Here is a 22,820-nt window from a genome sequence, read left to right as displayed (position 1 = left end):
CAACTAGGTCAATGCATTATGCTAATTAAAATAAAGAAGAGTCTGAGACAAAATAGTTCTCAGTCACAAAAAAGCTAGAGATTCCCAATTATGGAACTCTAGCTTTTTAAGTTTGAGTCGTTCTCTTATTGTATTTAAGGAGATTATTGGCCATGAGCACTAAACCCATGTCAATTTTCACCTGACGCTTGCCTCTTAGGTTACATCTCTTGTAACCCAAATAAGCCTTTATCTGCCCAAAGACAGGTTCCACATCAATCTTACGTTGATTGAAAATCTGTCTACCTTCGGGAGATAAAAGCGCTTGGCATTCTTTAGCTTTTAAGTGTTGATAACGTTCGTTGATATATAGTCCCTTTTGAGGGGCTGATTTAGGTTCATCAGCGTAGTAAACCTTGATTTCCTGTTGAAAGTCCGTCTGTGTTTTCTGATGTTTGATATGATGAAAACGATAGCACCAGCCATCAGGATGAGTGTAGCTATCCTCCTTGTCATCATAGTACCAATTCGCTAAGTTTCTAGCCGACTGTTTATACCCTTTCTTCTGTTCCTGATCAAACATGGCATATTTAATCAGGTGGTTCACCTCCTTTTCATCTAAACGAAGGAGGTTCTCTTCACTTTCATATCCAGCATCTGCGACAACGGTCTTCAAGTCATGCGGATAGGTTTCAAGGAATGGCAGGAGAGTCTTGGTATCTGTCGGATTTGAGAAGACATCATAATGAAGAACAAATTGATTTTCAGTAGCGATTTGAAGATTGTAAGCAGCCTTGAGTTGACCATTCTTCATGTGGTCTTCTTTCATCCGCATAAAAGTGGCATCTGTATCTGTTTTGGAAAAGCTGTTACGCCCTTCAAATGTCTCTTGGTAGCCTTCATATTTTTCAGCACGTACTGAAAAATCATCCTTGACTTTACGCAGGACTTTCTTGAGTTTCCGACGTTGAGTTTTACGTTCATCCTTTCCTTTAACGGGTGTCTCCTCAATGTCTTGGTTCAGTTTTTCCAATTCTTCTTCGAGGACTTGAGCGAATTCAATCAACTGCTCTGAAGCAATCGGTTCTTCTTCGTCCAGCCTAATGGCCTGATGGATAAGGGGAGTGATTTCTTCTTGAAAATAGACCTGTATCTGTTCTTGAAGTTTGACGGAAAACTTGTCTGTGGCCTTTTTCCACACGAAACTATACTTGTTAGCGTTGGCTTCAATCTTAGTCCCGTCAATAAACAGACAATCTAAGGTCACTAACTCTTCCATTTTTAAACGAAGATTGAGGTCAATGAAAAGATCACGAATGAGGTCTTCCATCCCTTTAGCGACTCGAAATCGATTGATAGTGCGGTAGCTGACAACCAACTGTCCTGTTAGGTACTGCATAGCCAGATTTTCAATCATCATTTTTTCGATTTTTCGTCCAGAGAAAATCCCTTGCGAGTAGGCAAATAGTAGAGCGGCTAAAAGCATTTTAGGGTGATAAGACGGGCGACCAAAGTTATGATAGAACGTGTGGAAGTGACGATCCTCCAAGGCATTCACCACTTTTTCAATAGTAAAGACGAGATGGTCTTGTGGCAAGAAAGAACTGATTTCTAGTGGTAAAGTTGTTTGATTTGTGTTATAGTGAATATGCATGGGATAGCCTTTCTAAATGGTTTATTGGGCAATTCTATTTTACCAAGACTATCGCAACCATGCAAAAAGCAACGGCAAATCCGTTGCTTTTTTTGTAGCAAAGGGACTATTGTCCCAGACTCTTCATTTTTGACTAGTAAGTCAAAACAAAATATTTTTTCTTGCCGCGACGAATGACAGTTAGTTCGTTTTCTAATTTGTCAGCATCCGTTAATGTATAGTTAAGGTCTTGAATACGTTCGCCATTGACATAAATAGCGCCATTTTGAACATCTTCACGAGCTTGGCGTTTAGAATTGACAACGCCAGCTGCTACCAAAACTTCCACAATATTGAGATTGTCATCTGTTTTCACTTGATAATTTGGCACTCCGCGAAGACCTTGTTTTAATTCTTTGACAGAAAGATTTTTAATATTTCCAGCAAAAAGTTGTTCGGTGATGTTGAGCGCTTCTTTGTAGGCTTCTTCGCCATGTACAAGTGTGACCACTTCTCGTGCTAAGATTTTTTGTGCCAACCGTTCGTGGGGAGCTGCTTCAAATTGTTTTCCGATTTCTTCGATTTCATCAAGTGGAAGAAGTGTAAAGATTTTTAGGAAACGCACGGCATCAGCGTCCATGACATTCATCCAGAATTGATACATTTCGTAAGGGCTGGTTTTATCGGCATTGAGCCATACAGCATTACCTTCTGACTTACCAAATTTCTTACCAGTGGCATCTGTGATGAGTGGCACTGTAATAACATGACCTGTTTTATCTGCTTTGCGGCGAAGTAACTCTGTACCAGCTGTCATATTGCCCCATTGATCTGAGCCACCGATTTGCAAAGTGACATCGTATTGTCGATTTAACTCAAAAAAGTCATAGCCTTGCATAATCTGGTAAGCAAACTCGGTATACGAAATGCCTGTTTCAATCCGTTTTTTTACGGATTCTTTACTCATCATGTAGTTGACAGTGAAATATTTTCCAACATCACGTAGAAAGTCAATAAAGCTAATGTCGGAGAACCAGTCATAGTTGTTGACCATTTCAGCCTTGTTGTCGCCATTTTCAAAGTCAAGAAAACGCGATACTTGCGCTTGAATGCTCTGTACCCAGCCTTCAACTGTGTCTTTTGTTTGTAAGCTCCGTTCTGTATCTTTAAATGATGGATCGCCAATTAAGCCAGTTGCACCGCCAACGAGAGCATAGGGTTTGTGACCAGCCAACTGTAAATGTTTCATGACAAGGATTGGTACAAGGTGACCAAGATGTAAGCTATCAGCAGTTGGGTCATAACCAGAATAAAAGCTGACATTTCCTTCTGCTAGGGCTTTGCGCAATGCTTCTTCGTCAGTTGTTTGAAAAACCAAACCACGTTCTTTTAGCTCATCAAAAATGTGCATATCTGTCTCTCCTTTATAAAATTTCTAGTTATTGTAACATTGTATCACAAACAAGCACTAGAATATAGTAAAATCGCAAAAATAATGAAAAAAACAATGATTTCAGCCAAGGCTTGCATTTCTTGTTGTCAGAAGTTTCATAAATTTGCTATAATAGGCACAGAAAGCCCAAGGAGAAAGAATGTTTAAACAAGTTTTAGAAAAAATACAACAATTGTTTGAGAAACTTTTTCAAACAGATCGTCCTAGCAAAAATAAAAAGGAAAACTGGACAATTTTGAGTATTGGTGGAACTATCCTTCGTACTCTGAAATTATTATCAAATGTCTTTTTTGTGCTTGTTTTTTTAGGGTGCTTGTTTGGTGGAGGTATTGCATTGGGTTATGGTGCAAGAATCTTCGATAAGGTTGAAACTCCTAAAAAAGAAGAGCTCATCAAAAAAATCCAAGACATCTCGGCTATTTCTGAATTAAAATATGCTGATGGTAGTTCAATTTCAGCAATTGATAGTGATTTACTAAGAATATCAGTAGCTAGCAAATCTATTTCTGCTAATGTAAAAAAAGCAGTCATTGCTACGGAAGACGAAAATTTCCACAAGCATCATGGGGTTGTTACGAAAGCTGTTTTGCGGGCAACACTAGGCTCTGTTGCAGGGATTGGCTCCTCAAGTGGTGGTTCTACCTTAACGCAGCAGTTAATCAAACAACAAGTTGTTGGTGATGCACCAACTTTCAAGCGTAAAGCGACAGAAATCATTGATGCACTGGCTTTAGAACGCTGTATGAGCAAAGATGATATTTTAACGACTTATTTGAATGTGGCCCCGTTTGGAAGAAATAATAAAGGGCAAAATATTGCCGGTGTAGAAGAAGCAGCCCAAGGAATTTTTGGAGTACCTGCTAGCAAGTTGACAGTACCTCAAGCAGCTTTTATTGCGGGGTTGCCACAAAGCCCGATTGTTTATTCTCCTTATGCAGCTGATGGTAGTCTGAAAAGTGCTAAAGACATGACATTAGGACTCAACCGTGCTAAAAAAGTCATTTACAATATGTATCGAACAGGTGCGATTAATAAAGATGAGTACCAATTGTATAAAGATTATGATTTGAAACGGGATTTTCTGCCTGCCGAACGCTCTTCAAAAAATTCGCATGATTATTTATATTACGTTGCGATGAAAGAAGCTCAAAAAGCAATGTATGAATACTTGATTAGGCGAGACAATGTTTCACAACAGGAATTGAAAAATGATGCAACTGTGAAAGCCTATAAAGGATTAGCTGCAAAAGAGTTGAGTGAGGGTGGCTATACTGTTACCACAACGATTAACAAAAATATCCACAACGCTATGCAAAATGCGATTGCTAATTTTGGTGGTGTGTTAGATGATGGAACAGGTGCAGTTGAAGCGGGAAATGTTCTCATGGACAATCGGACGGGTGCTGTTTTGGGCTTTATAGGAGGACGTGATTATGCTTCCAACCAAAACAACCACGCTTTTGATACGGAGCGCTCACCAGGCTCAACCATTAAACCGATTTTAGCTTATGGCATAGCCATTGACCAAGGCCTGATGGGCAGTGCCAGTATGCTGTCTAATTATCCGGCAAATTTCTCTAGCGGCGAGCCCATTATGCACGTAGATAGCCGTGGTACGGCTATGATGGATTTGCAGGAGGCTTTAAATACTTCTTGGAACATTCCAGCTTATTGGACCTATAAATTGCTTCGTGACAAAGGGGTCAATGTTCGAGGTTATATGGAAAAAATGGGCTATCAAATTGAAAATTACGATATTGAAAGTTTGCCAATGGGCGGTGGGGTTGAAGTATCTGTTGCTCAGCATACCAATGGTTTTCAAACTTTAGCCAATAATGGGGCTTATCAAGAGCGCTATATGATTGAAAAGATTACGGCAAAGAATGGGAAAGTTGTATATGAACATAAAGCTAAACCTGTTCAAGTTTATTCCAAGGCCACAGCAACGATTATGCAAAGCCTTATGCGTGGAGTGTTGAGTTCAGGTGCTACGACGACTTTCAAATCTCGTTTAGCACAGATTAATAGTGGCTTGGCTAATGCTGATTGGATAGGAAAAACGGGTACAACCAACAGCAATGGAGATATGTGGCTTATGGTATCCACTCCAAAATTAACGTTGGGTGGCTGGATCGGTCATGACAATAATGCTTCAATGGCACCTTTGACGGGTTACAACAACAATGCTCAGTATATGGCTCACTTGGTGAATGCAATTCATCAAGCTGATCCAAATATTTGGGGAGTTGGTGATAAGTTCAATTTGGATTCAAGCGTGATTAAGTCCAATGTTCTCAAAGCAACAGGTGAACGAGCTGGAACAGTCACAGTCAACGGTCGTAGCATGAGCCTGACTGGTCAGACGGTTACTAGTTACTGGGCGAAAAATGGCGCTCCGATGACCACCTATAAATTTGGAATCGGTGGGACAGATAGTGATTATCAAAAAGCTTGGGCAGCACTTTTAGGTGGACGTTAAAATAAAAACACTTTCATAAGTAAAGAAACTTGAAAAGCAGAGTAAAATAGGGTATAATATTATTAATAATTTGTCGTCTGCTTTATTTGAAATATTGTCCATATAAAGCTCACAGCAGTTAAATCATACTTTTAGAGTCAGATTTAGCTGCTCTTTTTGTGCCTATTTTTGGGATTTTCATCGTTTGTTATCAAAACTTAAAGATTCTGAAAATTTATCAGAAAGGACAAATGAAATTGCTACTCTATCATGTAATAGAGAATGTAGAAAGAAGAAGGAGTAAAAAACTTGGCAGGACATGAAGTTCAATACGGGAAACACCGTACTCGTCGTAGTTTTTCAAGAATCAAGGAAGTTCTTGATTTACCAAATTTGATTGAAATCCAGACGGATTCGTTCAAAGATTTTCTTGACCATGGTTTGAAAGAAGTATTTGAAGATGTACTTCCTATTTCAAACTTTACAGACACTATGGATCTGGAGTTTGTTGGTTATGAAATCAAAGAATCCAAATACACTTTAGAAGAAGCACGGATTCACGATGCTAGCTATTCTGCACCTATTTTTGTGACGTTCCGTTTAATCAATAAAGAAACCGGCGAAATCAAGACGCAAGAAGTCTTCTTTGGCGATTTTCCAATCATGACAGAAATGGGAACGTTTATCATCAACGGTGGTGAGCGGATTATCGTATCACAGCTCGTTCGTTCTCCAGGTGTTTACTTCAATGATAAAGTAGACAAAAATGGGAAGGTTGGGTATGGTTCAACCGTCATTCCAAACCGTGGAGCTTGGTTAGAGTTGGAAACGGACTCAAAAGATATTGCCTACACTCGGATTGACCGCACTCGTAAAATTCCATTTACAACGCTTGTTCGTGCACTTGGTTTCTCTGGTGATGATGAAATCTTTGATATTTTCGGTGATAGCGATCTCGTTCGCAATACGATTGAAAAAGATATCCACAAAAATCCGATGGATTCACGTACAGATGAAGCGCTGAAAGAAATCTATGAACGCCTTCGTCCAGGTGAGCCTAAGACAGCGGATAGCTCACGTAGTCTGTTGGTTGCTCGTTTCTTTGATCCACATCGTTATGACTTGGCGGCAGTTGGTCGTTACAAGATTAATAAAAAATTAAATATCAAAACACGTTTGTTAAATCAAACGATTGCAGAACCTTTGGTTGACCCAGAAACAGGAGAAATCTTAGTAGAAGCCGGAACAGTTATGACGCGTAGTGTCATTGATAGTATTGCAGACTATTTGGATGGAGATTTGAATAAAATCACTTATATTCCAAATGATGCAGCTGTATTGACAGATCCAGTCGTTCTTCAAAAATTCAAAGTCGTGGCACCAACTGATCCAGATCGCGTGGTAACTATTATTGGGAACGCTAATCCAGGTGATCGGGTTCATACGATTACACCAGCGGATATCTTGGCTGAGATGAGCTACTTCCTCAACTTAGCAGAAGGCATCGGCCGTGTGGATGATATTGACCACTTGGGAAATCGTCGGATTCGTGCGGTAGGTGAATTGCTTGCTAACCAAGTGCGTCTTGGACTTTCTCGCATGGAGCGCAATGTGCGTGAACGCATGAGCGTGCAAGATAACGAAGTACTGACTCCGCAACAAATCATTAACATACGCCCAGTTACAGCAGCTATCAAAGAATTCTTTGGTTCCTCTCAATTGTCTCAATTTATGGATCAACACAATCCACTGTCTGAGTTGTCTCACAAGCGTCGTTTATCTGCCTTAGGACCTGGTGGTTTAACACGTGACCGTGCAGGATACGAAGTGCGTGACGTGCACTATACCCACTATGGTCGTATGTGTCCGATTGAAACACCTGAAGGACCAAATATTGGTTTGATCAATAACTTGTCCTCTTATGGGCATTTGAATAAATATGGCTTTATCCAAACGCCTTACCGTAAAGTGGATCGTGAAACAGGTCTGGTCACCAATGAAATCGTCTGGTTAACAGCGGATGAAGAAGATGAATACATCGTTGCTCAAGCAAATTCTAAGTTAACAGAAGACGGGCGTTTTGCAGAAGCGATTGTTATGGGACGTCACCAAGGGAATAACCAAGAATTTCCTTCAGATCAGGTGGATTTCATGGATGTGTCGCCTAAACAGGTAGTTGCCGTTGCGACAGCATGTATTCCTTTCCTTGAAAATGATGACTCAAACCGTGCCCTCATGGGTGCTAACATGCAGCGGCAAGCTGTTCCGTTGATTGACCCACACGCACCATATGTTGGGACAGGAATGGAGTACCAAGCAGCTCATGATTCTGGAGCAGCGATTATTGCACAGCACGACGGTAAAGTTGTATATTCTGATGCTGCCAAAGTTGAAGTTCGTCGTGAAGACGGTTCGCTTGATGTCTATCATATTACGAAATTCCGCCGTTCAAACTCTGGTACTTCTTACAACCAACGTACGCTGGTGAAAGTTGGCGATACGGTTGAAAAAGGCGACTTTATTGCAGACGGACCTTCTATGGAAAAAGGTGAAATGGCGCTTGGACAAAATCCAATCGTTGCTTATATGACATGGGAAGGTTACAACTTTGAAGATGCCGTTATCATGAGTGAACGTCTAGTAAAAGATGACGTTTATACCTCTGTTCACTTGGAAGAATTTGAATCAGAAACACGTGATACAAAGCTTGGTCCTGAAGAAATTACGCGCGAAATTCCAAACGTTGGGGAAGATGCGCTAAGAGACCTTGACGAAATGGGAATTATCCGCATTGGTGCTGAGGTGAAAGAGGGCGACATTCTTGTCGGTAAAGTAACGCCGAAAGGTGAAAAAGACTTATCCGCTGAAGAACGCCTGCTTCATGCAATTTTCGGTGATAAATCTCGTGAAGTACGTGACACATCTCTTCGTGTACCACATGGTGGTGCTGGGGTTGTCCGTGATGTGAAAATCTTTACTCGTGCGAACGGTGATGAATTGCAATCTGGTGTCAACATGTTGGTGCGTGTTTACATTGCTCAAAAACGAAAGATCCGCGTTGGGGATAAGATGGCCGGACGCCACGGAAATAAAGGGGTTGTTTCCCGTATCGTTCCAGTTGAGGATATGCCTTATCTTCCAGACGGAACACCAGTAGACATCATGTTGAACCCACTTGGGGTGCCATCACGTATGAATATCGGACAGGTTATGGAGCTTCACCTTGGTATGGCTGCTCGCAACCTTGGTATCCACATAGCAACGCCAGTATTTGACGGAGCAAGCTCAGATGACCTTTGGGATACTGTTCGTGAAGCAGGCATGGATAGCGATGCCAAGACGATTCTTTATGATGGTCGTACGGGCGAGCCGTTTGACAACCGTGTATCTGTCGGTGTCATGTATATGATTAAATTGCACCACATGGTCGATGATAAGCTTCATGCCCGTTCAGTTGGTCCTTATTCAACCGTTACACAGCAACCACTTGGTGGTAAAGCTCAATTCGGTGGACAACGTTTTGGAGAAATGGAAGTTTGGGCTTTGGAAGCTTACGGTGCTTCTAACGTCCTTCAAGAAATCTTGACCTACAAGTCAGATGATATCAATGGTCGTTTGAGAGCTTATGAAGCTATTACTAAAGGTAAACCAATTCCAAAACCAGGTGTGCCAGAATCTTTCCGTGTTCTTGTGAAAGAATTGCAGTCACTTGGTCTTGACATGCGCGTCCTAGATGAAGATGACAATGAAGTAGAACTTCGTGACTTGGATGAAGGCATGGATGACGATGTGATTCACGTAGATGACCTTGAAAAAGCGCGTGAAAAGGCAGCTCAAGAAGCGAGAGCAGCTTTTGAAGCTGAAGGAAAAGAATAAGAACTGATTCAATAGATAATAAAGAAAGGTAAGAAATAGTGGTTGATGTAAATCGTTTTCAAAGTATGCAAATCACCCTAGCTTCACCTAGTAAAGTCCGCTCTTGGTCTTATGGGGAAGTGAAGAAACCTGAAACAATTAACTACCGTACACTAAAGCCAGAACGTGAAGGACTTTTTGATGAAGTCATCTTTGGTCCTACGAAAGATTGGGAATGTGCGTGTGGAAAGTATAAACGGATTCGTTATAAAGGAATCATTTGTGACCGTTGTGGTGTTGAAGTCACTCGTACAAAAGTGCGTCGTGAGCGTATGGGACATATTGAGTTAAAGGCTCCTGTTTCTCATATTTGGTATTTTAAAGGGATTCCGAGTCGCATGGGCTTGACATTGGATATGAGTCCTCGTGCTCTTGAAGAAGTCATTTATTTTGCAGCTTATGTGGTAATTGATCCAAAAGATACGCCACTTGAGCACAAATCTATTATGACGGAGCGGGAATATCGTGAACGCTTGCGGGAATACGGTTCAGGATCATTTGTTGCAAAAATGGGTGCTGAAGCTATCCAAGATCTCTTGAAACAAGTAGATTTGGAAAAAGAAATTGCAGCCCTCAAAGAAGAATTAAAAACTGCAACTGGGCAAAAGCGCGTCAAAGCGATACGCCGCTTAGATGTTTTAGATGCTTTCCAAAAATCTGGTAACAAACCAGAATGGATGGTCTTAAACATCTTGCCAGTTATTCCGCCAGACTTACGTCCAATGCTTCAGCTGGACGGTGGACGCTTTGCTTCCTCTGACTTGAACGATCTTTACCGTCGTGTTATCAATCGGAACAATCGTTTGGCACGTCTTTTAGAGCTGAATGCTCCTGGAATCATCGTGCAAAATGAAAAGCGGATGTTGCAAGAAGCGGTTGATGCGTTGATTGACAACGGTCGTCGTGGTCGTCCAATTACTGGACCAGGTAGCCGCCCGCTCAAATCATTGAGCCACATGCTTAAAGGAAAACAAGGTCGTTTCCGTCAAAACTTGCTCGGAAAACGGGTTGACTTCTCAGGACGTTCGGTTATTGCGGTAGGTCCAACCCTCAAAATGTACCAATGTGGTGTGCCGCGCGAAATGGCAATTGAGCTTTTCAAACCATTTGTTATGCGTGAAATTGTAGCGCGTGATATTGTGCAAAACGTGAAAGCTGCTAAACGCTTGGTGGAACGCAGTGATGAACGTATTTGGGATATCTTAGAGGATGTCATTAAAGAACACCCGGTACTCCTTAACCGCGCACCGACACTTCACAGATTAGGAATTCAAGCATTTGAGCCAGTCTTAATTGACGGGAAAGCTCTTCGTTTGCACCCGTTAGTCTGTGAAGCCTACAACGCTGACTTTGACGGAGACCAAATGGCTATTCACGTACCATTGTCGGAAGAAGCTCAGGCAGAAGCACGGATTCTTATGCTAGCTGCTGAGCACATCCTCAATCCAAAAGACGGTAAGCCAGTCGTAACACCTTCACAAGATATGGTCTTAGGGAACTACTACCTAACGATGGAAGAAGCCGGTCGTGAAGGTGAAGGTATGGTCTTTAAAGATCGTGATGAAGCTGTAATGGCTCTTCGGAATGGTTATGTGCACTTGCATACGCGTGTTGGGATTGCGACGGATAGTTTAAACAAACCATGGACGGAAAATCAAAAACACAAGATTCTTTTGACAACAGTTGGTAAGATTCTTTTCAATGACATCATGCCAGATGAATTGCCGTATTTGCAAGAACCAGTTGCCTCAAACATAGCAGAAGGTGTGCCAGCTAAATACTTCTTAGAACCTGGTCAAGATGTCAAAGAAGCCATCAGTAAACTTGAATTAAACGTACCATTTAAGAAGAAAAATCTCGGGAATATCATTGCTGAGATCTTCAAACGTTTCCGTACAACTGAAACGTCTGCTTTTCTAGACCGTCTGAAAGATCTCGGCTATCATCATTCAACGCTTGCTGGTTTGACAGTAGGGATTGCCGATATTCCAGTCGTTGAAGATAAGGCTGAAATCATCGAAGCATCTCACAAGCGTGTGGAACAAATTACAAAACAATTCCGTCGTGGGATGATTACAGATGATGAACGTTATAATGCAGTTACAGCTGAATGGCGTGCAGCTCGTGAAAAATTGGAAAAACGGTTAGTTGCCAATCAAGATCCTAAGAACCCAATTGTTATGATGATGGATTCTGGAGCCCGTGGTAACATCTCCAACTTCTCGCAACTTGCCGGCATGCGTGGTCTGATGGCTGCGCCAAATGGCCGTATCATGGAGTTGCCAATCTTGTCTAACTTCCGTGAAGGTTTGTCTGTTCTGGAAATGTTCTTCTCAACTCACGGAGCGCGTAAAGGGATGACTGATACAGCCCTTAAGACTGCCGACTCAGGTTATTTGACTCGTCGCTTGGTTGATGTGGCGCAAGATGTTATCATTCGTGAAGACGATTGTGGAACTGACCGTGGTCTTGTGATTCGCTCTATTACTGACGGCAAAGAAATGATTGAACCATTGGAAGAGCGCTTGATTGGTCGTTATACGAAAAAATCGGTTAAACATCCTGAAACAGGTGAAGTCATCGTTGGTCCAGATGTATTGATTACAGAAGATGTAGCGCATGAAATTATCAACGCTGGTATCGAAGAAGTTACTATCCGTTCTGTCTTTACATGTAATACGCGTCATGGCGTTTGCCGTCGCTGTTATGGTATCAACTTGGCAACGGGCGACGCTGTTGAAGTTGGGGAAGCAGTTGGAACCATTGCTGCCCAATCTATCGGTGAACCTGGTACACAATTGACTATGCGGACTTTCCATACGGGTGGTGTTGCTTCTAATACTGATATTACTCAGGGGCTTCCTCGGGTTCAAGAAATCTTTGAAGCCCGTAATCCAAAAGGGGAAGCAGTCATCACAGAAGTTAAAGGTGAAGTCACTGCGATTGAAGAAGATGCTTCCACTCGGACTAAGAAAGTCTTTGTCAAGGGTGCAACCGGTGAAGGAGAATACGTTGTACCATTTACAGCTCGTATGAAAGTGGCTGTAGGTGACCAAGTTTCTCGCGGGGCAGCATTAACAGAAGGTTCTATCCAACCGAAACATTTATTGGCTGTTCGTGATGTCTTGTCTGTTGAGACTTACCTGCTAGCTGAAGTGCAAAAAGTTTACCGCAGTCAAGGGGTAGAAATCGGTGACAAGCATATTGAAGTAATGGTTCGCCAAATGATTCGTAAGGTGCGCATCATGGATCCGGGAGATACTGATCTTCTTATGGGCACACTCATGGATATTACAGACTTTACCGATGCTAACCGAGATGTAGTTATCTCAGGCGGTGTTCCTGCAACAGCTCGTCCTGTTCTTATGGGAATTACCAAGGCTTCTCTGGAAACCAACAGTTTCTTATCAGCTGCCTCTTTCCAAGAAACCACTCGTGTTCTGACTGATGCGGCTATCCGTGGTAAGAAAGATCACTTGCTTGGTCTAAAGGAAAATGTTATCATTGGTAAAATCATTCCAGCTGGTACAGGTATGGCACGCTACCGTAATCTTGAGCCGCAAGCTGTCAATGAAGTTGAAATTATCGAAGATACAACGGCAACAGAAACTGTGGAAGAAACCACACCAGCAAAATAATAAAAAAGAGTCGAAATCTTCGACTCTTTTTGTTAGGTTTAGAATTTTATGAAAAATTCTCTGGTAATTTTCAAATTTAGCTAACTTTGCATAGCGAATATATCGCATTTTAATTTTGATTCAAGTGTAAAAAGGGGCCGTCAAAATTAGATTTTTGGCTAGTATTAAAATGCATTCCAAAAGAAGCAAAAGATGAGAATACAACTCCATGCATTCCCAGTCCGTTTCTGAATGACCAGCATGCCATAAATGAGAATGAATACGGCGATTGCTTCAAATAGAGAAGTCGCATCCAAGCCAATCATTCCATGAACAAGGAGGCAAATCAAAGCACAAATGAGGGCACCAAGGTCAATTTTCTTATTTTGACGTGGATAGCGAAGATTGATTTTCCTAGAAATTACAACATAATTAAAACCTTCCCAGAATCCCCAGATAAGAGAAATGAGCAAGTAACCTAAGATGTTTGTCGGAAAAGAACTAGCAAGAATTTCTTTCGTTAAGGAGATTGATTGAAATGGGAGGTAGGTGTGAACTTGTCCTGTAATGATGAGGAAAAGCAGCAAAGGAAGACAGGTGATTGCAGTTTGGACGCAGGACGGGAGAAAATGTTTAGTAACCAATCCATATTCTTTCCAGCTTTCTTTGCGACGAATCAGAACGACGCTAGTCCCTAGACCAGCTGCACCAAACTGACACATTGCGAGAAAGAGAAGGCGAAGCCAAATGGGAAACGATGACTGATGGGTGAAATCAGTTATTTCTTGTTGGAAAAATAAATATCCGATAAGCGGAAGCATAGTCAAGATGGCAATGATGTTTAAATCTTGGTCAACTTTCTTTTGGACGATAGATAATGTTTGTTTCATATGATTTGCCCTTTTTATCTTTATTGTAGTGTGCTGATAGAGCTTTGTCAATAAGACAGGAAAAGTGTCTGATTTTGCTACCTTTTTAATCGCTTTTGTGATATAATTATCATGTACAAAAAATAATAAGGAGTCTGATTAAATGGCTAAATTGACTGTTAAAGACGTTGATTTGAAGGGAAAGAAAGTTCTCGTTCGTGTTGACTTTAACGTACCTTTGAAAGATGGCGTTATCACTAATGACAACCGTATTACTGCGGCTTTGCCAACAATTAAATATATCATCGAACATGGTGGACGTGCTGTTCTCTTCTCTCACCTTGGGCGTGTGAAAGAAGAAGCTGATAAGGAAGGAAAATCACTTGCTCCAGTAGCAGCAGATTTGTCTGCAAAACTTGGTCAAGAAGTTATCTTCCCCGGTGTTACCCGTGGTGAAAAACTTGAAACAGCTATTAATGCTCTTAAAGACGGCGAAGTTCTTCTTGTTGAAAACACTCGTTTTGAAGATGTTGACGGTAAAAAAGAATCTAAAAATGATCCAGAACTTGGTAAATACTGGGCATCACTTGGAGATGGTATCTTCGTAAACGACGCATTCGGTACAGCTCACCGTGCACATGCATCTAACGTTGGTATCTCAGCAAACGTTGAAAAAGCTGTTGCTGGTTTCCTTCTTGAAAACGAAATTGCTTATATCAAAGAAGCTGTTGAAAATCCAGTTCGTCCATTCGTAGCCATTCTTGGTGGTTCAAAGGTCTCTGATAAGATCGGTGTTATCGAAAATCTTCTTGAAAAAGCTGATAAAGTTCTTATCGGTGGTGGGATGACTTACACATTCTACAAAGCACAAGGCATCGAAATCGGTAATTCACTTGTTGAAGAAGACAAACTCGATATTGCTAGAGCTCTTCTTGAAAAATCAAATGGGAAACTCATTTTGCCAGTTGACTCTAAAGAAGCAAACGCATTTGCTGACTACACTGAAGTGAAAAATACTGAAGGTGAAGCAGTAGACCCTGGCTTCCTTGGTTTGGATATCGGTCCTAAATCAATCGCTAAATTTGACCAAGAATTAACTGGTGCTAAAACAGTTGTTTGGAACGGACCTATGGGCGTCTTTGAAAATCCTGATTTCCAAGCTGGTACAATCGGTGTAATGGACGCTATCGTTAAACAACCAGGCGTTAAATCAATTATCGGTGGTGGTGACTCAGCTGCTGCAGCTATCAACCTTGGTCGTGCAGATAAATTCTCATGGATTAGTACGGGCGGAGGCGCGTCTATGGAATTGTTGGAAGGTAAAGTTCTTCCAGGACTTGCAGCTCTTACTGAAAAATAAGTTTTAGCCCGTTAGTCTCTCCAAAATCCTGATTTTGGAGAAAAAGGAGCAAAACTGAAATGATAACAAAAAGGTGGCTTGTTCACCTTTTTGTGTTAGTGAAAGTATTTGTGACGCGGTGGTGGTGCATCTATGGAACTTCTTGAAGGAAAGGTACTCCCAGGTCTTGCAGCATTGACTGAAAAATAAGGCTAGAACAAAAAAATAATAGAGGAAAGGTGGTTCAACCACTTTTTCTTTTACAGAGAAACGATATGTACATTATTATAGGAGCTCTAGATAGGTATAGCCAAGAACGAGTCCGCTCTATTTGGCGCAGTTTGAGTGTCAATAGTCTATCAAACTACACTTATGAAGTAGTCGATCGGGAACCACATTTGACTTTTTCGTCTCTTGAAAAAGTAGATTTGGCTGATATCCAGCTAATCTCGGAAGAGATGGCGAAGATTAGTCAGCTGTAAGTTTGAATTTTAGCTCTATTTCGTCCTTTCTAGGTTCTTCCATTGTTACACTCAATCCTGTTAAAACGTCAGAATTAACTGCATTTCATGCAGAGTTACATAAAAAGATTGCAAGTTATGTAGACCAATCTTCCTCCTATCTTCTTGAAAACTGGGTTCCGCATGTGACATTAGCCAACCGAGTTCCAAAAGAAAAAATGGGCTCTGCTTTACCTTCACTGTTTTGCTCATTATCCATCTGTCTCAGGAATCCTGACGGGATTAAAACTGATAAAGATAGGAAGTGATGGTCAAGTAGAAGATGTCTGTGAACTTTCTCTAAAAAAATGTATAGGAAAGCTTTGACAGACCTGTTTGGAAACCATCATTCTTTTCCTCAAAATTTCTCTAAAATATGTTAGAATAAAGGTAAAAGGAAATGTATGAATGGGTTATTTTAAAAAGTACAAATTTGATAAATCGAAATTTAAATTAGGAATGCGGACTTTTAAAACAGGAATCGCTGTTTTTATTGTCCTTTTAATTTTTGGATTTTTGGGTTGGAAAGGGCTACAGATTGGCGCTTTAACAGCTGTTTTTAGTTTGCGAGAGGATTTTGATAAGAGTGTTCATTTTGGAACATCTCGTATCTTAGGAAACAGTATTGGCGGTTTGTATGCTTTGTTCTTCTTTCTTATCAATCAGCTTTTTCATGATCAGTTTTGGGTAACCTTGCTTCTCGTTCCGATTTGTACCATGTTAACCATTATGACAAATGTTGCTATGAACAATAAGGCAGGAGTGATTGGTGGTGTTTCTGCTATGCTGATTATTACCCTATCAATTCCAACAGGAGAGACAATTTTGTATGTATTTGCACGGGTATTTGAAACCTTTATGGGGGTATTTATTGCCATGTTAGTCAATTCTGATATAAATCGATTGAGAAAATTTTTGATATTAAAAAACAAGAAGTGATGTCAGGAAACCTAACATACATTCTTGACAGGAAAAATTTTTCGGACTATAATAGAGCATGAGAAAGGAATTTGCAATGAAGGAAAAGGAATTTCGTCGCAATATGGCTGTTTTTCCCATTGGTAGCGTTATGAAATTAACAGATTTGACGGCACGTCAGATTCGTTATTATGAAGATCAAGAATTGATTAAACCTGATCGAAATGAAGGAAATCGCCGCATGTATTCATTAAATGATATGGATCGCTTGTTAGAGATTAAAGATTACATTTCAGAAGGTTACAATATTGCTGCTATTAAACGGAAATATGCTGAGCGTGAAGCGAGATATAAAAAGCCAGTGAGCGAGAAAGACGTTCGTCGAGCCCTTCATAACGATATTTTGCAACAAGGGCGCTTTGCTTCTTCCCTTCCACCATTTGGTCGTATGCATTGACCAACATCAATTTTTAAAAATTTCATAAGGAGATACTCATGCCAATTACAGTAGCTGACATTCGTCGCGAAGTGAAAGAAAAAAATGTTACCTTTATCCGTTTGATGTTTTCGGATGTTTTGGGAACGATGAAAAATGTCGAAATTCCGGCGACAGATGAACAGCTGAATAAAGTTTTGTCCAACAAAGTGATGTTCGATGGTTCTTCTATCGAAGGTTTCGTGCGTATCAATGAGTCAGATATGTACCTTTATCCTGATTTGGATACATGGACTGTTTTCCCTTGGGGAGATGAAAATGGCAGTGTCGCAGGACTAATTTGCGATGTTTATACAACAGAAGGAACTCCCTTTAAAGGGGATCCGCGTGGAAATTTGAAGCGTGCTTTGAGACACATGGAAGAGCTTGGTTTCAAATCTTTCAATCTTGGTCCTGAGCCAGAATTTTTCCTTTTCAAATTGGATGAAAATGGCGATCCAACTCTTGAGGTAAATGATAAGGGGGGCTATTTTGACCTTGCTCCGACGGATCTTGCGGATAACACACGTCGTGAAATTGTCAATGTTTTAACGACAATGGGCTTTGAAGTAGAAGCCAGTCACCATGAAGTAGCGATCGGTCAGCACGAAATTGACTTTAAATATGATGAAGTACTTCGTGCCTGTGATAAGATTCAGTTGTTCAAACTGGTTGTCAAAACAATTGCTCGCAAGCATGGTCTGTACGCAACGTTTATGGCGAAACCAAAATTTGGTATTGCCGGTTCAGGTATGCACTGTAACATGTCGCTCTTTAATCAGGATGGTCAAAATGCATTTTTTGATCCAGAAGATCCAAATGGTATGCAATTATCAGAAACAGCGTACTATTTTCTTGGTGGCTTAATTAAGCATGCTTACAATTATACAGCTATCATGAACCCGACTGTAAATTCTTACAAACGCTTAGTTCCAGGCTATGAAGCTCCGGTTTATATTGCTTGGGCAGGACGTAACCGTTCTCCACTTGTTCGTGTGCCAGCTTCACGCGGTATGGGAACTCGTTTGGAATTGCGCTCTGTTGACCCAATGGCTAACCCTTATATCGCTATGGCGGTTCTTCTTGAAGTTGGACTTCATGGGATTGAAAATAAAATTGAAGCACCTGCTCCAATTGAAGAAAATATCTATGTTATGACAGCAGAAGAGCGTAAAGAGGCAGGGATTACGGATCTTCCATCTACTCTCCACAATGCGGTGAAAGCACTAACAGAAGATGAAGTTGTAAAAGCTGCCTTGGGTAGTCATATCTATACAAGTTTTGTAGAAGCAAAACGCATCGAATGGGCAAGCTATGCCACTTTCGTTTCCCAATGGGAAGTAGATAACTACCTTGATTTGTATTAATAAATTGGAAATGAGGCTTAAGAAGAGTCTCGTTTTCTTATTTGATGAATGAAAAAGTACTAATCAAAATAATGCCACTTTTTCTACATTTTTGAGCAAATGGCGAAAAACTTGTATAATGAAGCATATCTGTTTAAAAAATTTAGCATTTCCGATATAATAAACAGAACAAAGGGAGGTGAAGCAGGTGTATTGTGTGATTGAAATGTATGGCAAAGATGAGCCTTGGTGGTTTTTTGATGACTGGGAAGCTAATATCGTATCTATACAACATTTTGATGACTATTATACTGCTTTAAAGTATTATAAGCGCCAATGGCTGAAGTTGGTAGTTGCTTTTCCTTTCTATAAAAGTCGAAGTGATTTAATGTCCATTTTTTGGGATGCAGAAGATTTGCGCTGGTGTGAAGAATGTAGTGATTCTGTCCAGCAATACCATTCTCTCGCTTTATTGGAAAATGATGGTGTCATTCCTAAAGAGAAATGGAGACCGGGCTATAATAAACAAAATAGTGAAGAGGAACATCGTGCTTGCTCTCTAACGTTTAAATAATTTACAAAATGGTGATTTTTCATCATTTTTTTATTTTCTTCTGCGAATAATATAAAGTGAGGAGGAGATATGGTTCAAAACATTGCACAGGCTATTATTTGTCAGGCTAAGGAAGAACGAGCACAGGACATTTATTTTGTTCCGAAGGAAAATGTTTACGAGTTGTATATGCGAATTGGAGATGAACGCCGTTTTATACGCAATTATGAATTTGAAGAGCTAGCTGCTGTAATCAGTCATTTCAAGTTTACTGCTGGGATGAATGTGGGAGAAAAACGTCGCAGTCAGCTGGGCTCTTGCGATTATCAATATAGTGACAAGAAAACATCGCTACGGTTATCAACAGTGGGGGATTATCGCGGATATGAAAGTCTAGTGATTCGTCTATTGCATGATGAAGAAGCAGAGCTGAAGTTTTGGTTTGCTCAAATTCCGGAGTTGAAAGAACGTTTCAAACAGCGAGGGCTTTACCTTTTTTCAGGACCGGTAGGAAGTGGTAAAACTACTTTCATGCACCAGTTGGCTCAAGAGCGTTTTGCCGATCAGCAAATCATGTCAATTGAAGATCCGGTTGAAATCAAACAAGCAGGGATGTTACAGCTGCAGCTGAACGAAGCGATTGGTTTAACTTATGAAAGTTTGATAAAACTTTCTCTTCGGCATCGACCGGATTTATTGATTATCGGAGAGATTCGTGATGCGGAGACAGCACGGGCAGTTGTTCGAGCTAGCTTAACGGGAGTGACTGTTTTTTCAACTATTCATGCTAAAAGCGTACGAGGTGTCTATGAACGGTTGCTGGAGTTGGGAGTGACAGAAGCAGAGCTGAAAATTGTTTTGCAAGGAATTTGCTACCAACGGTTAATTGCGAAAGGAGGAATAGTGGATTTTGTCAGTGAAAGGTATCAAGAGCATGAGCCAAGTGACTGGAATAAGCAGATTGATCAGCTTTATGCAGCAGGACATATCACTTTTGAGCAGGCAGAAACGGAAAAAATTATCCATAGTTAGGCAGAAAAAAGTCGTAGAGTTGCTGAATAATCTTTTTTCTAGCGGCTTTCATTTAGCAGAAATGATTGATTTTTTGAAGCGGAGTGCCCTGCTAGAAAAAACCTATGTGGAAAAGATGAAAGAGGGTTTAGCAACAGGAAAACCTTTTTCAGAAATTATGGCTAGTTTAGGATTTTCAGATAGTGTTGTCACCCAGCTTTCACTGGCAGAGCTACATGGGAATCTCTCACTCAGCCTGAATAAGATTGAGGAATACTTGGAAAATGTCTCAAAAGTCAAGAAAAAGTTAATTGAAGTAGCTACTTATCCATTCATTTTACTTATTTTTTTAGTATTCATTATGTTAGGGCTGCGAAATTATTTACTTCCGCAGTTAGAACGCCAAAATAGTGCAACGCAGCTGATTAGTCAGTTGCCGCAAATTTTTCTGGGTTCATTAGGAGTAGTCCTTGTTTTGTTAGCGATAGGTTTTTATTGGTTTAGAAAAAGCTCAAAAATAGTAGTGTTTAGCTTCTTGGCTCGACTTCCTTTTTGTGGAACTTTTATTCAAGCGTATTTGACAGCTTATTATGCGCGCGAATGGGGAAATATGATTGGTCAAGGTTTAGAACTCAGTCAGATTTTTCAGATGATGCAAGGGCAACGCTCTGCTATGTTTCAAGAAATTGGAAAAGACTTAGAAGTTGCACTGCAAAATGGTCAGGAATTTTCCCAAGTGGTTAAACACTACCCGTTTTTTAAAAAGGAATTGGGTTTGATAATTGAATACGGTGAAGTGAAATCCAAATTAGGGTGTGAATTAGAAGTTTATGCTCAAAAAACGTGGGAGAAGTTTTTTAGTCGGATCAATCAAGCTATGAACTTAGTGCAGCCGCTTGTCTTTGTTTTTGTGGCACTGGTTATTGTTTTATTGTATGCAGCCATGTTGCTGCCAATTTATCAAAATATGGAGGTTCAATTATGAAAAAAATTAAAAATATAAAGGTAAAAGCTTTCACTTTGGTGGAAATGTTAGTGGTGCTTCTAATCATCAGTGTTTTGATGCTTTTGTTTGTTCCGAATTTGACCAAACAAAAAGAAGCTGTAACGGAAAAAGGAAATGCAGCTGTTGTGAAGGTTGTCGAAAGTCAGGCAGAGCTTTTTGAAGTGAATCACACTAATGAAAAAGCGACGCTTTCAAAATTAGTCAGTGAAGGAACTATTACAGACAAGCAAGCAGCATCATACAAGGCTTATTATGCAAAACATACAAAAGAAGCTCGCACAGTTGCAGATTAAAGGTTTTACGCTTTTGGAAAGTTTGCTGACCTTATTTATGACGAGTCTCTTATTGCTTGCTGTGTCAGGTTCAGTACATTCATCGTTTGAGCAAGTAGAACAGCAAATTTTCTTTCTAGAGTTTGAGCATTTTTATCGGGAAAGTCAGAAGTTGAGTAGTGCAGCTCAAAGTCAGTTGGACATGAATTTTTCTCGCGAGAGGATTTCCAATGGTTACAACCATGTGGCAGTTCCTCGCTCGATTCAGGCTCCGGAAGACCTGACACTTCATTTTGACAAGGCAGGCGGTAATTCATCGCTCGGAAAGGTTATCTTTCAGACAAATAAGCAAACAATTACGTATCAATTATATCTAGGAAATGGAAAATTTAAGAAAACAATGCGTTAGAGGAACGATTTTATTAGAAGCTTTATTGGCATTGGCTGTTTTTGCGTTTATTGTGACCTTGTTATTGGGGCAGATCCATCAGTCTCGACAGACAGAAAATGATTTACTGAAAAAAGAAGAAGTTCTAAGAGTGGCTAATATGGCATTACAAACAAAGCAAAGCCATTTAACAATAAACGGTATTGAAGTTCGTGTTGAAAAAAGTCAACAAGGCATCCAGATTTATCATGGGAAGGAGCTGATTGTCGGTGTTCAAGGCAAATAAAGTGAAAGCTTTTACACTTTTAGAGGCTCTGGTTGCCCTCTTTGTAATCAGCGGGAGTGTGCTATTATTTCAATCGATGACGCGTCTTCTGGCTTCGGAGGTCCGAGCTCGACAACACAGTGAACAACGAGAATGGCTTTTGTTTGCCCATCAATTAGAAGCGGAATTGATTCGTTCTTCATTTGAAAAAGTGGAGAATAATCGTTTATACATGAAGCAGGACGGTAAGACGATTGCATTTGGAAAGTCAAGTGGACAAGATTTCAGAAAAACCAATGCAAATGGGAAAGGCTATCAGCCTATGATTTATAATATGAAAAAAGCAGAAATCTCACAGAAAAATGAGCTGATTCATATCAGAATGACATTTAAGCGAGGATTGGAAAGGGAGTTCGTCTATCGTGTGGAAACAAAGAGTTAAAGCAGGTATTATGCTCTATGCCCTTTTTATAACAGCTGTCTTTAGCTTACTTTTGCAATTTTACCTTCATCGGCAAACTGCAAATCACAGGAATTTCACCCTAAACCGAGAGCGAATACAGGCTTATGCAATGGCAGCTGTAGCAAATGAAAATCCTAAACAAAGGAATTTTGAACAGGGGTATGTGCAAGATCAGAAAGATGAGAAAGAGTTCATCCTGACAGTAACAATGAACACTGGTCGCCGTTATCAATTTCGCTTCCCACTTATGCATTCCAATCAAACCAATGACAATTTAGACGAATAAGTGAGAATAGAACTAGATGTGAGCAACTGAGGACTCGCTCGCAAAAAGAGATAAATTTTGGTATGATAGGGAGC

At 40.4% G+C, this 22,820-nt stretch carries 20 protein-coding genes; 17 read left to right on the top strand and 3 right to left on the bottom strand.

Annotation, left to right across the window (positions count from 1 at the left end):
* Positions 1-106: 106 nt before the first annotated feature.
* Positions 107-1,633, bottom strand: coding sequence for an IS1182 family transposase (locus SCSC_RS08335; RefSeq protein ID WP_115342923.1), 1,527 nt, complete (start codon positions 1,631-1,633; stop codon positions 107-109).
* Between the two features lie 133 nt (positions 1,634-1,766).
* Entirely contained in the window at positions 1,767-3,023 is a 1,257-nt protein-coding gene (tyrS, locus tag SCSC_RS08330) for a tyrosine--tRNA ligase (RefSeq protein ID WP_006270007.1), read from the bottom strand.
* 181 nt (positions 3,024-3,204) lie between these two features.
* Between tyrS and pbp1b the strand changes: the two genes are divergently transcribed.
* From pbp1b to rpoC, 3 genes are all read left to right on the top strand, one after another.
* Complete coding sequence (pbp1b, locus tag SCSC_RS08325) at positions 3,205-5,544, top strand: penicillin-binding protein PBP1B (RefSeq protein ID WP_006270008.1); 2,340 nt, start codon at positions 3,205-3,207, stop codon at positions 5,542-5,544.
* 288 nt (positions 5,545-5,832) lie between these two features.
* Positions 5,833-9,399, top strand: coding sequence for a DNA-directed RNA polymerase subunit beta (gene rpoB, locus SCSC_RS08320; protein ID WP_006268060.1), 3,567 nt, complete (start codon positions 5,833-5,835; stop codon positions 9,397-9,399).
* Positions 9,400-9,437: 38 nt separating this feature from the next.
* Positions 9,438-13,076 (top strand): DNA-directed RNA polymerase subunit beta', encoded by a 3,639-nt coding sequence (gene rpoC, locus SCSC_RS08315; RefSeq protein ID WP_006270000.1) that lies wholly within the window; start codon positions 9,438-9,440, stop codon positions 13,074-13,076.
* Positions 13,077-13,240: 164 nt separating this feature from the next.
* On the opposite strand, the gene SCSC_RS08310 is transcribed toward rpoC, so the two are convergent.
* The gene (locus tag SCSC_RS08310; RefSeq protein ID WP_003070797.1) at positions 13,241-13,945 is read right to left on the bottom strand and encodes a hypothetical protein; all 705 of its coding nucleotides are present in this window, start codon (positions 13,943-13,945) and stop codon (positions 13,241-13,243) included.
* A 142-nt stretch (positions 13,946-14,087) separates the two neighbouring features.
* Here SCSC_RS08310 and SCSC_RS08305 point away from each other — a divergent pair, with 142 nt between their 5' ends.
* The 14 genes from SCSC_RS08305 (at position 14,088) to comGG (ending at position 22,746) form a co-directional block, all read left to right on the top strand.
* The gene (locus SCSC_RS08305; protein ID WP_003070796.1) at positions 14,088-15,284 is read left to right on the top strand and encodes a phosphoglycerate kinase; all 1,197 of its coding nucleotides are present in this window, start codon (positions 14,088-14,090) and stop codon (positions 15,282-15,284) included.
* Between the two features lie 254 nt (positions 15,285-15,538).
* The gene (locus SCSC_RS08300) at positions 15,539-15,745 is read left to right on the top strand and encodes a hypothetical protein (RefSeq protein WP_006269988.1); all 207 of its coding nucleotides are present in this window, start codon (positions 15,539-15,541) and stop codon (positions 15,743-15,745) included.
* 2 nt (positions 15,746-15,747) lie between these two features.
* Entirely contained in the window at positions 15,748-16,032 is a 285-nt protein-coding gene (locus SCSC_RS08295) for a 2'-5' RNA ligase family protein (protein WP_006269982.1), read from the top strand.
* 139 nt (positions 16,033-16,171) lie between these two features.
* The gene (locus tag SCSC_RS08290) at positions 16,172-16,702 is read left to right on the top strand and encodes an FUSC family protein (protein WP_006269975.1); all 531 of its coding nucleotides are present in this window, start codon (positions 16,172-16,174) and stop codon (positions 16,700-16,702) included.
* 76 nt (positions 16,703-16,778) lie between these two features.
* On the top strand, positions 16,779-17,138 hold the full coding sequence (locus tag SCSC_RS08285) for a MerR family transcriptional regulator (RefSeq protein WP_003070793.1): 360 nt from the start codon (positions 16,779-16,781) through the stop codon (positions 17,136-17,138).
* A gap of 38 nt (positions 17,139-17,176) precedes the next feature.
* Entirely contained in the window at positions 17,177-18,523 is a 1,347-nt protein-coding gene (gene glnA / locus SCSC_RS08280; protein ID WP_006269977.1) for a type I glutamate--ammonia ligase, read from the top strand.
* 187 nt (positions 18,524-18,710) lie between these two features.
* Positions 18,711-19,076, top strand: a complete 366-nt coding sequence (locus tag SCSC_RS08275) for a DUF1033 family protein (RefSeq protein WP_006269973.1) — start codon at positions 18,711-18,713, stop codon at positions 19,074-19,076.
* Between the two features lie 69 nt (positions 19,077-19,145).
* Positions 19,146-20,087 (top strand): competence type IV pilus ATPase ComGA, encoded by a 942-nt coding sequence (gene comGA / locus SCSC_RS08270; protein WP_006269992.1) that lies wholly within the window; start codon positions 19,146-19,148, stop codon positions 20,085-20,087.
* Positions 20,029-21,051 carry a competence type IV pilus assembly protein ComGB gene (gene comGB, locus SCSC_RS08265; protein ID WP_037565861.1) on the top strand — a complete coding sequence of 341 codons (1,023 nt, stop codon included), beginning with the start codon at positions 20,029-20,031 and terminating at the stop codon, positions 21,049-21,051. Before comGA ends, comGB begins: the two co-directional genes overlap by 59 nt.
* Positions 21,048-21,365, top strand: coding sequence for a competence type IV pilus major pilin ComGC (gene comGC, locus SCSC_RS08260; protein ID WP_006269985.1), 318 nt, complete (start codon positions 21,048-21,050; stop codon positions 21,363-21,365). The genes comGB and comGC overlap by 4 nt, the downstream gene beginning before the upstream one ends.
* Positions 21,355-21,753, top strand: a complete 399-nt coding sequence (gene comGD, locus SCSC_RS08255) for a competence type IV pilus minor pilin ComGD (protein ID WP_006269995.1) — start codon at positions 21,355-21,357, stop codon at positions 21,751-21,753. Before comGC ends, comGD begins: the two co-directional genes overlap by 11 nt.
* Complete coding sequence (comGE, locus tag SCSC_RS08250; RefSeq protein ID WP_006269989.1) at positions 21,725-22,018, top strand: competence type IV pilus minor pilin ComGE; 294 nt, start codon at positions 21,725-21,727, stop codon at positions 22,016-22,018. The genes comGD and comGE overlap by 29 nt, the downstream gene beginning before the upstream one ends.
* Positions 22,002-22,439, top strand: a complete 438-nt coding sequence (gene comGF, locus SCSC_RS08245; protein WP_006270001.1) for a competence type IV pilus minor pilin ComGF — start codon at positions 22,002-22,004, stop codon at positions 22,437-22,439. The genes comGE and comGF overlap by 17 nt, the downstream gene beginning before the upstream one ends.
* On the top strand, positions 22,420-22,746 hold the full coding sequence (gene comGG / locus SCSC_RS08240) for a competence type IV pilus minor pilin ComGG (RefSeq protein ID WP_003070783.1): 327 nt from the start codon (positions 22,420-22,422) through the stop codon (positions 22,744-22,746). Before comGF ends, comGG begins: the two co-directional genes overlap by 20 nt.
* The last annotated feature ends 74 nt before the right edge of the window (positions 22,747-22,820 follow it).

The organism is Streptococcus constellatus subsp. constellatus (genome assembly GCF_023167545.1).
Classification (GTDB): Bacteria; Bacillota; Bacilli; order Lactobacillales; family Streptococcaceae; genus Streptococcus; species Streptococcus constellatus.
Note: the sequence above shows the minus strand (reverse complement) of the source record. Positions and strands in the feature narration are given on the sequence as shown.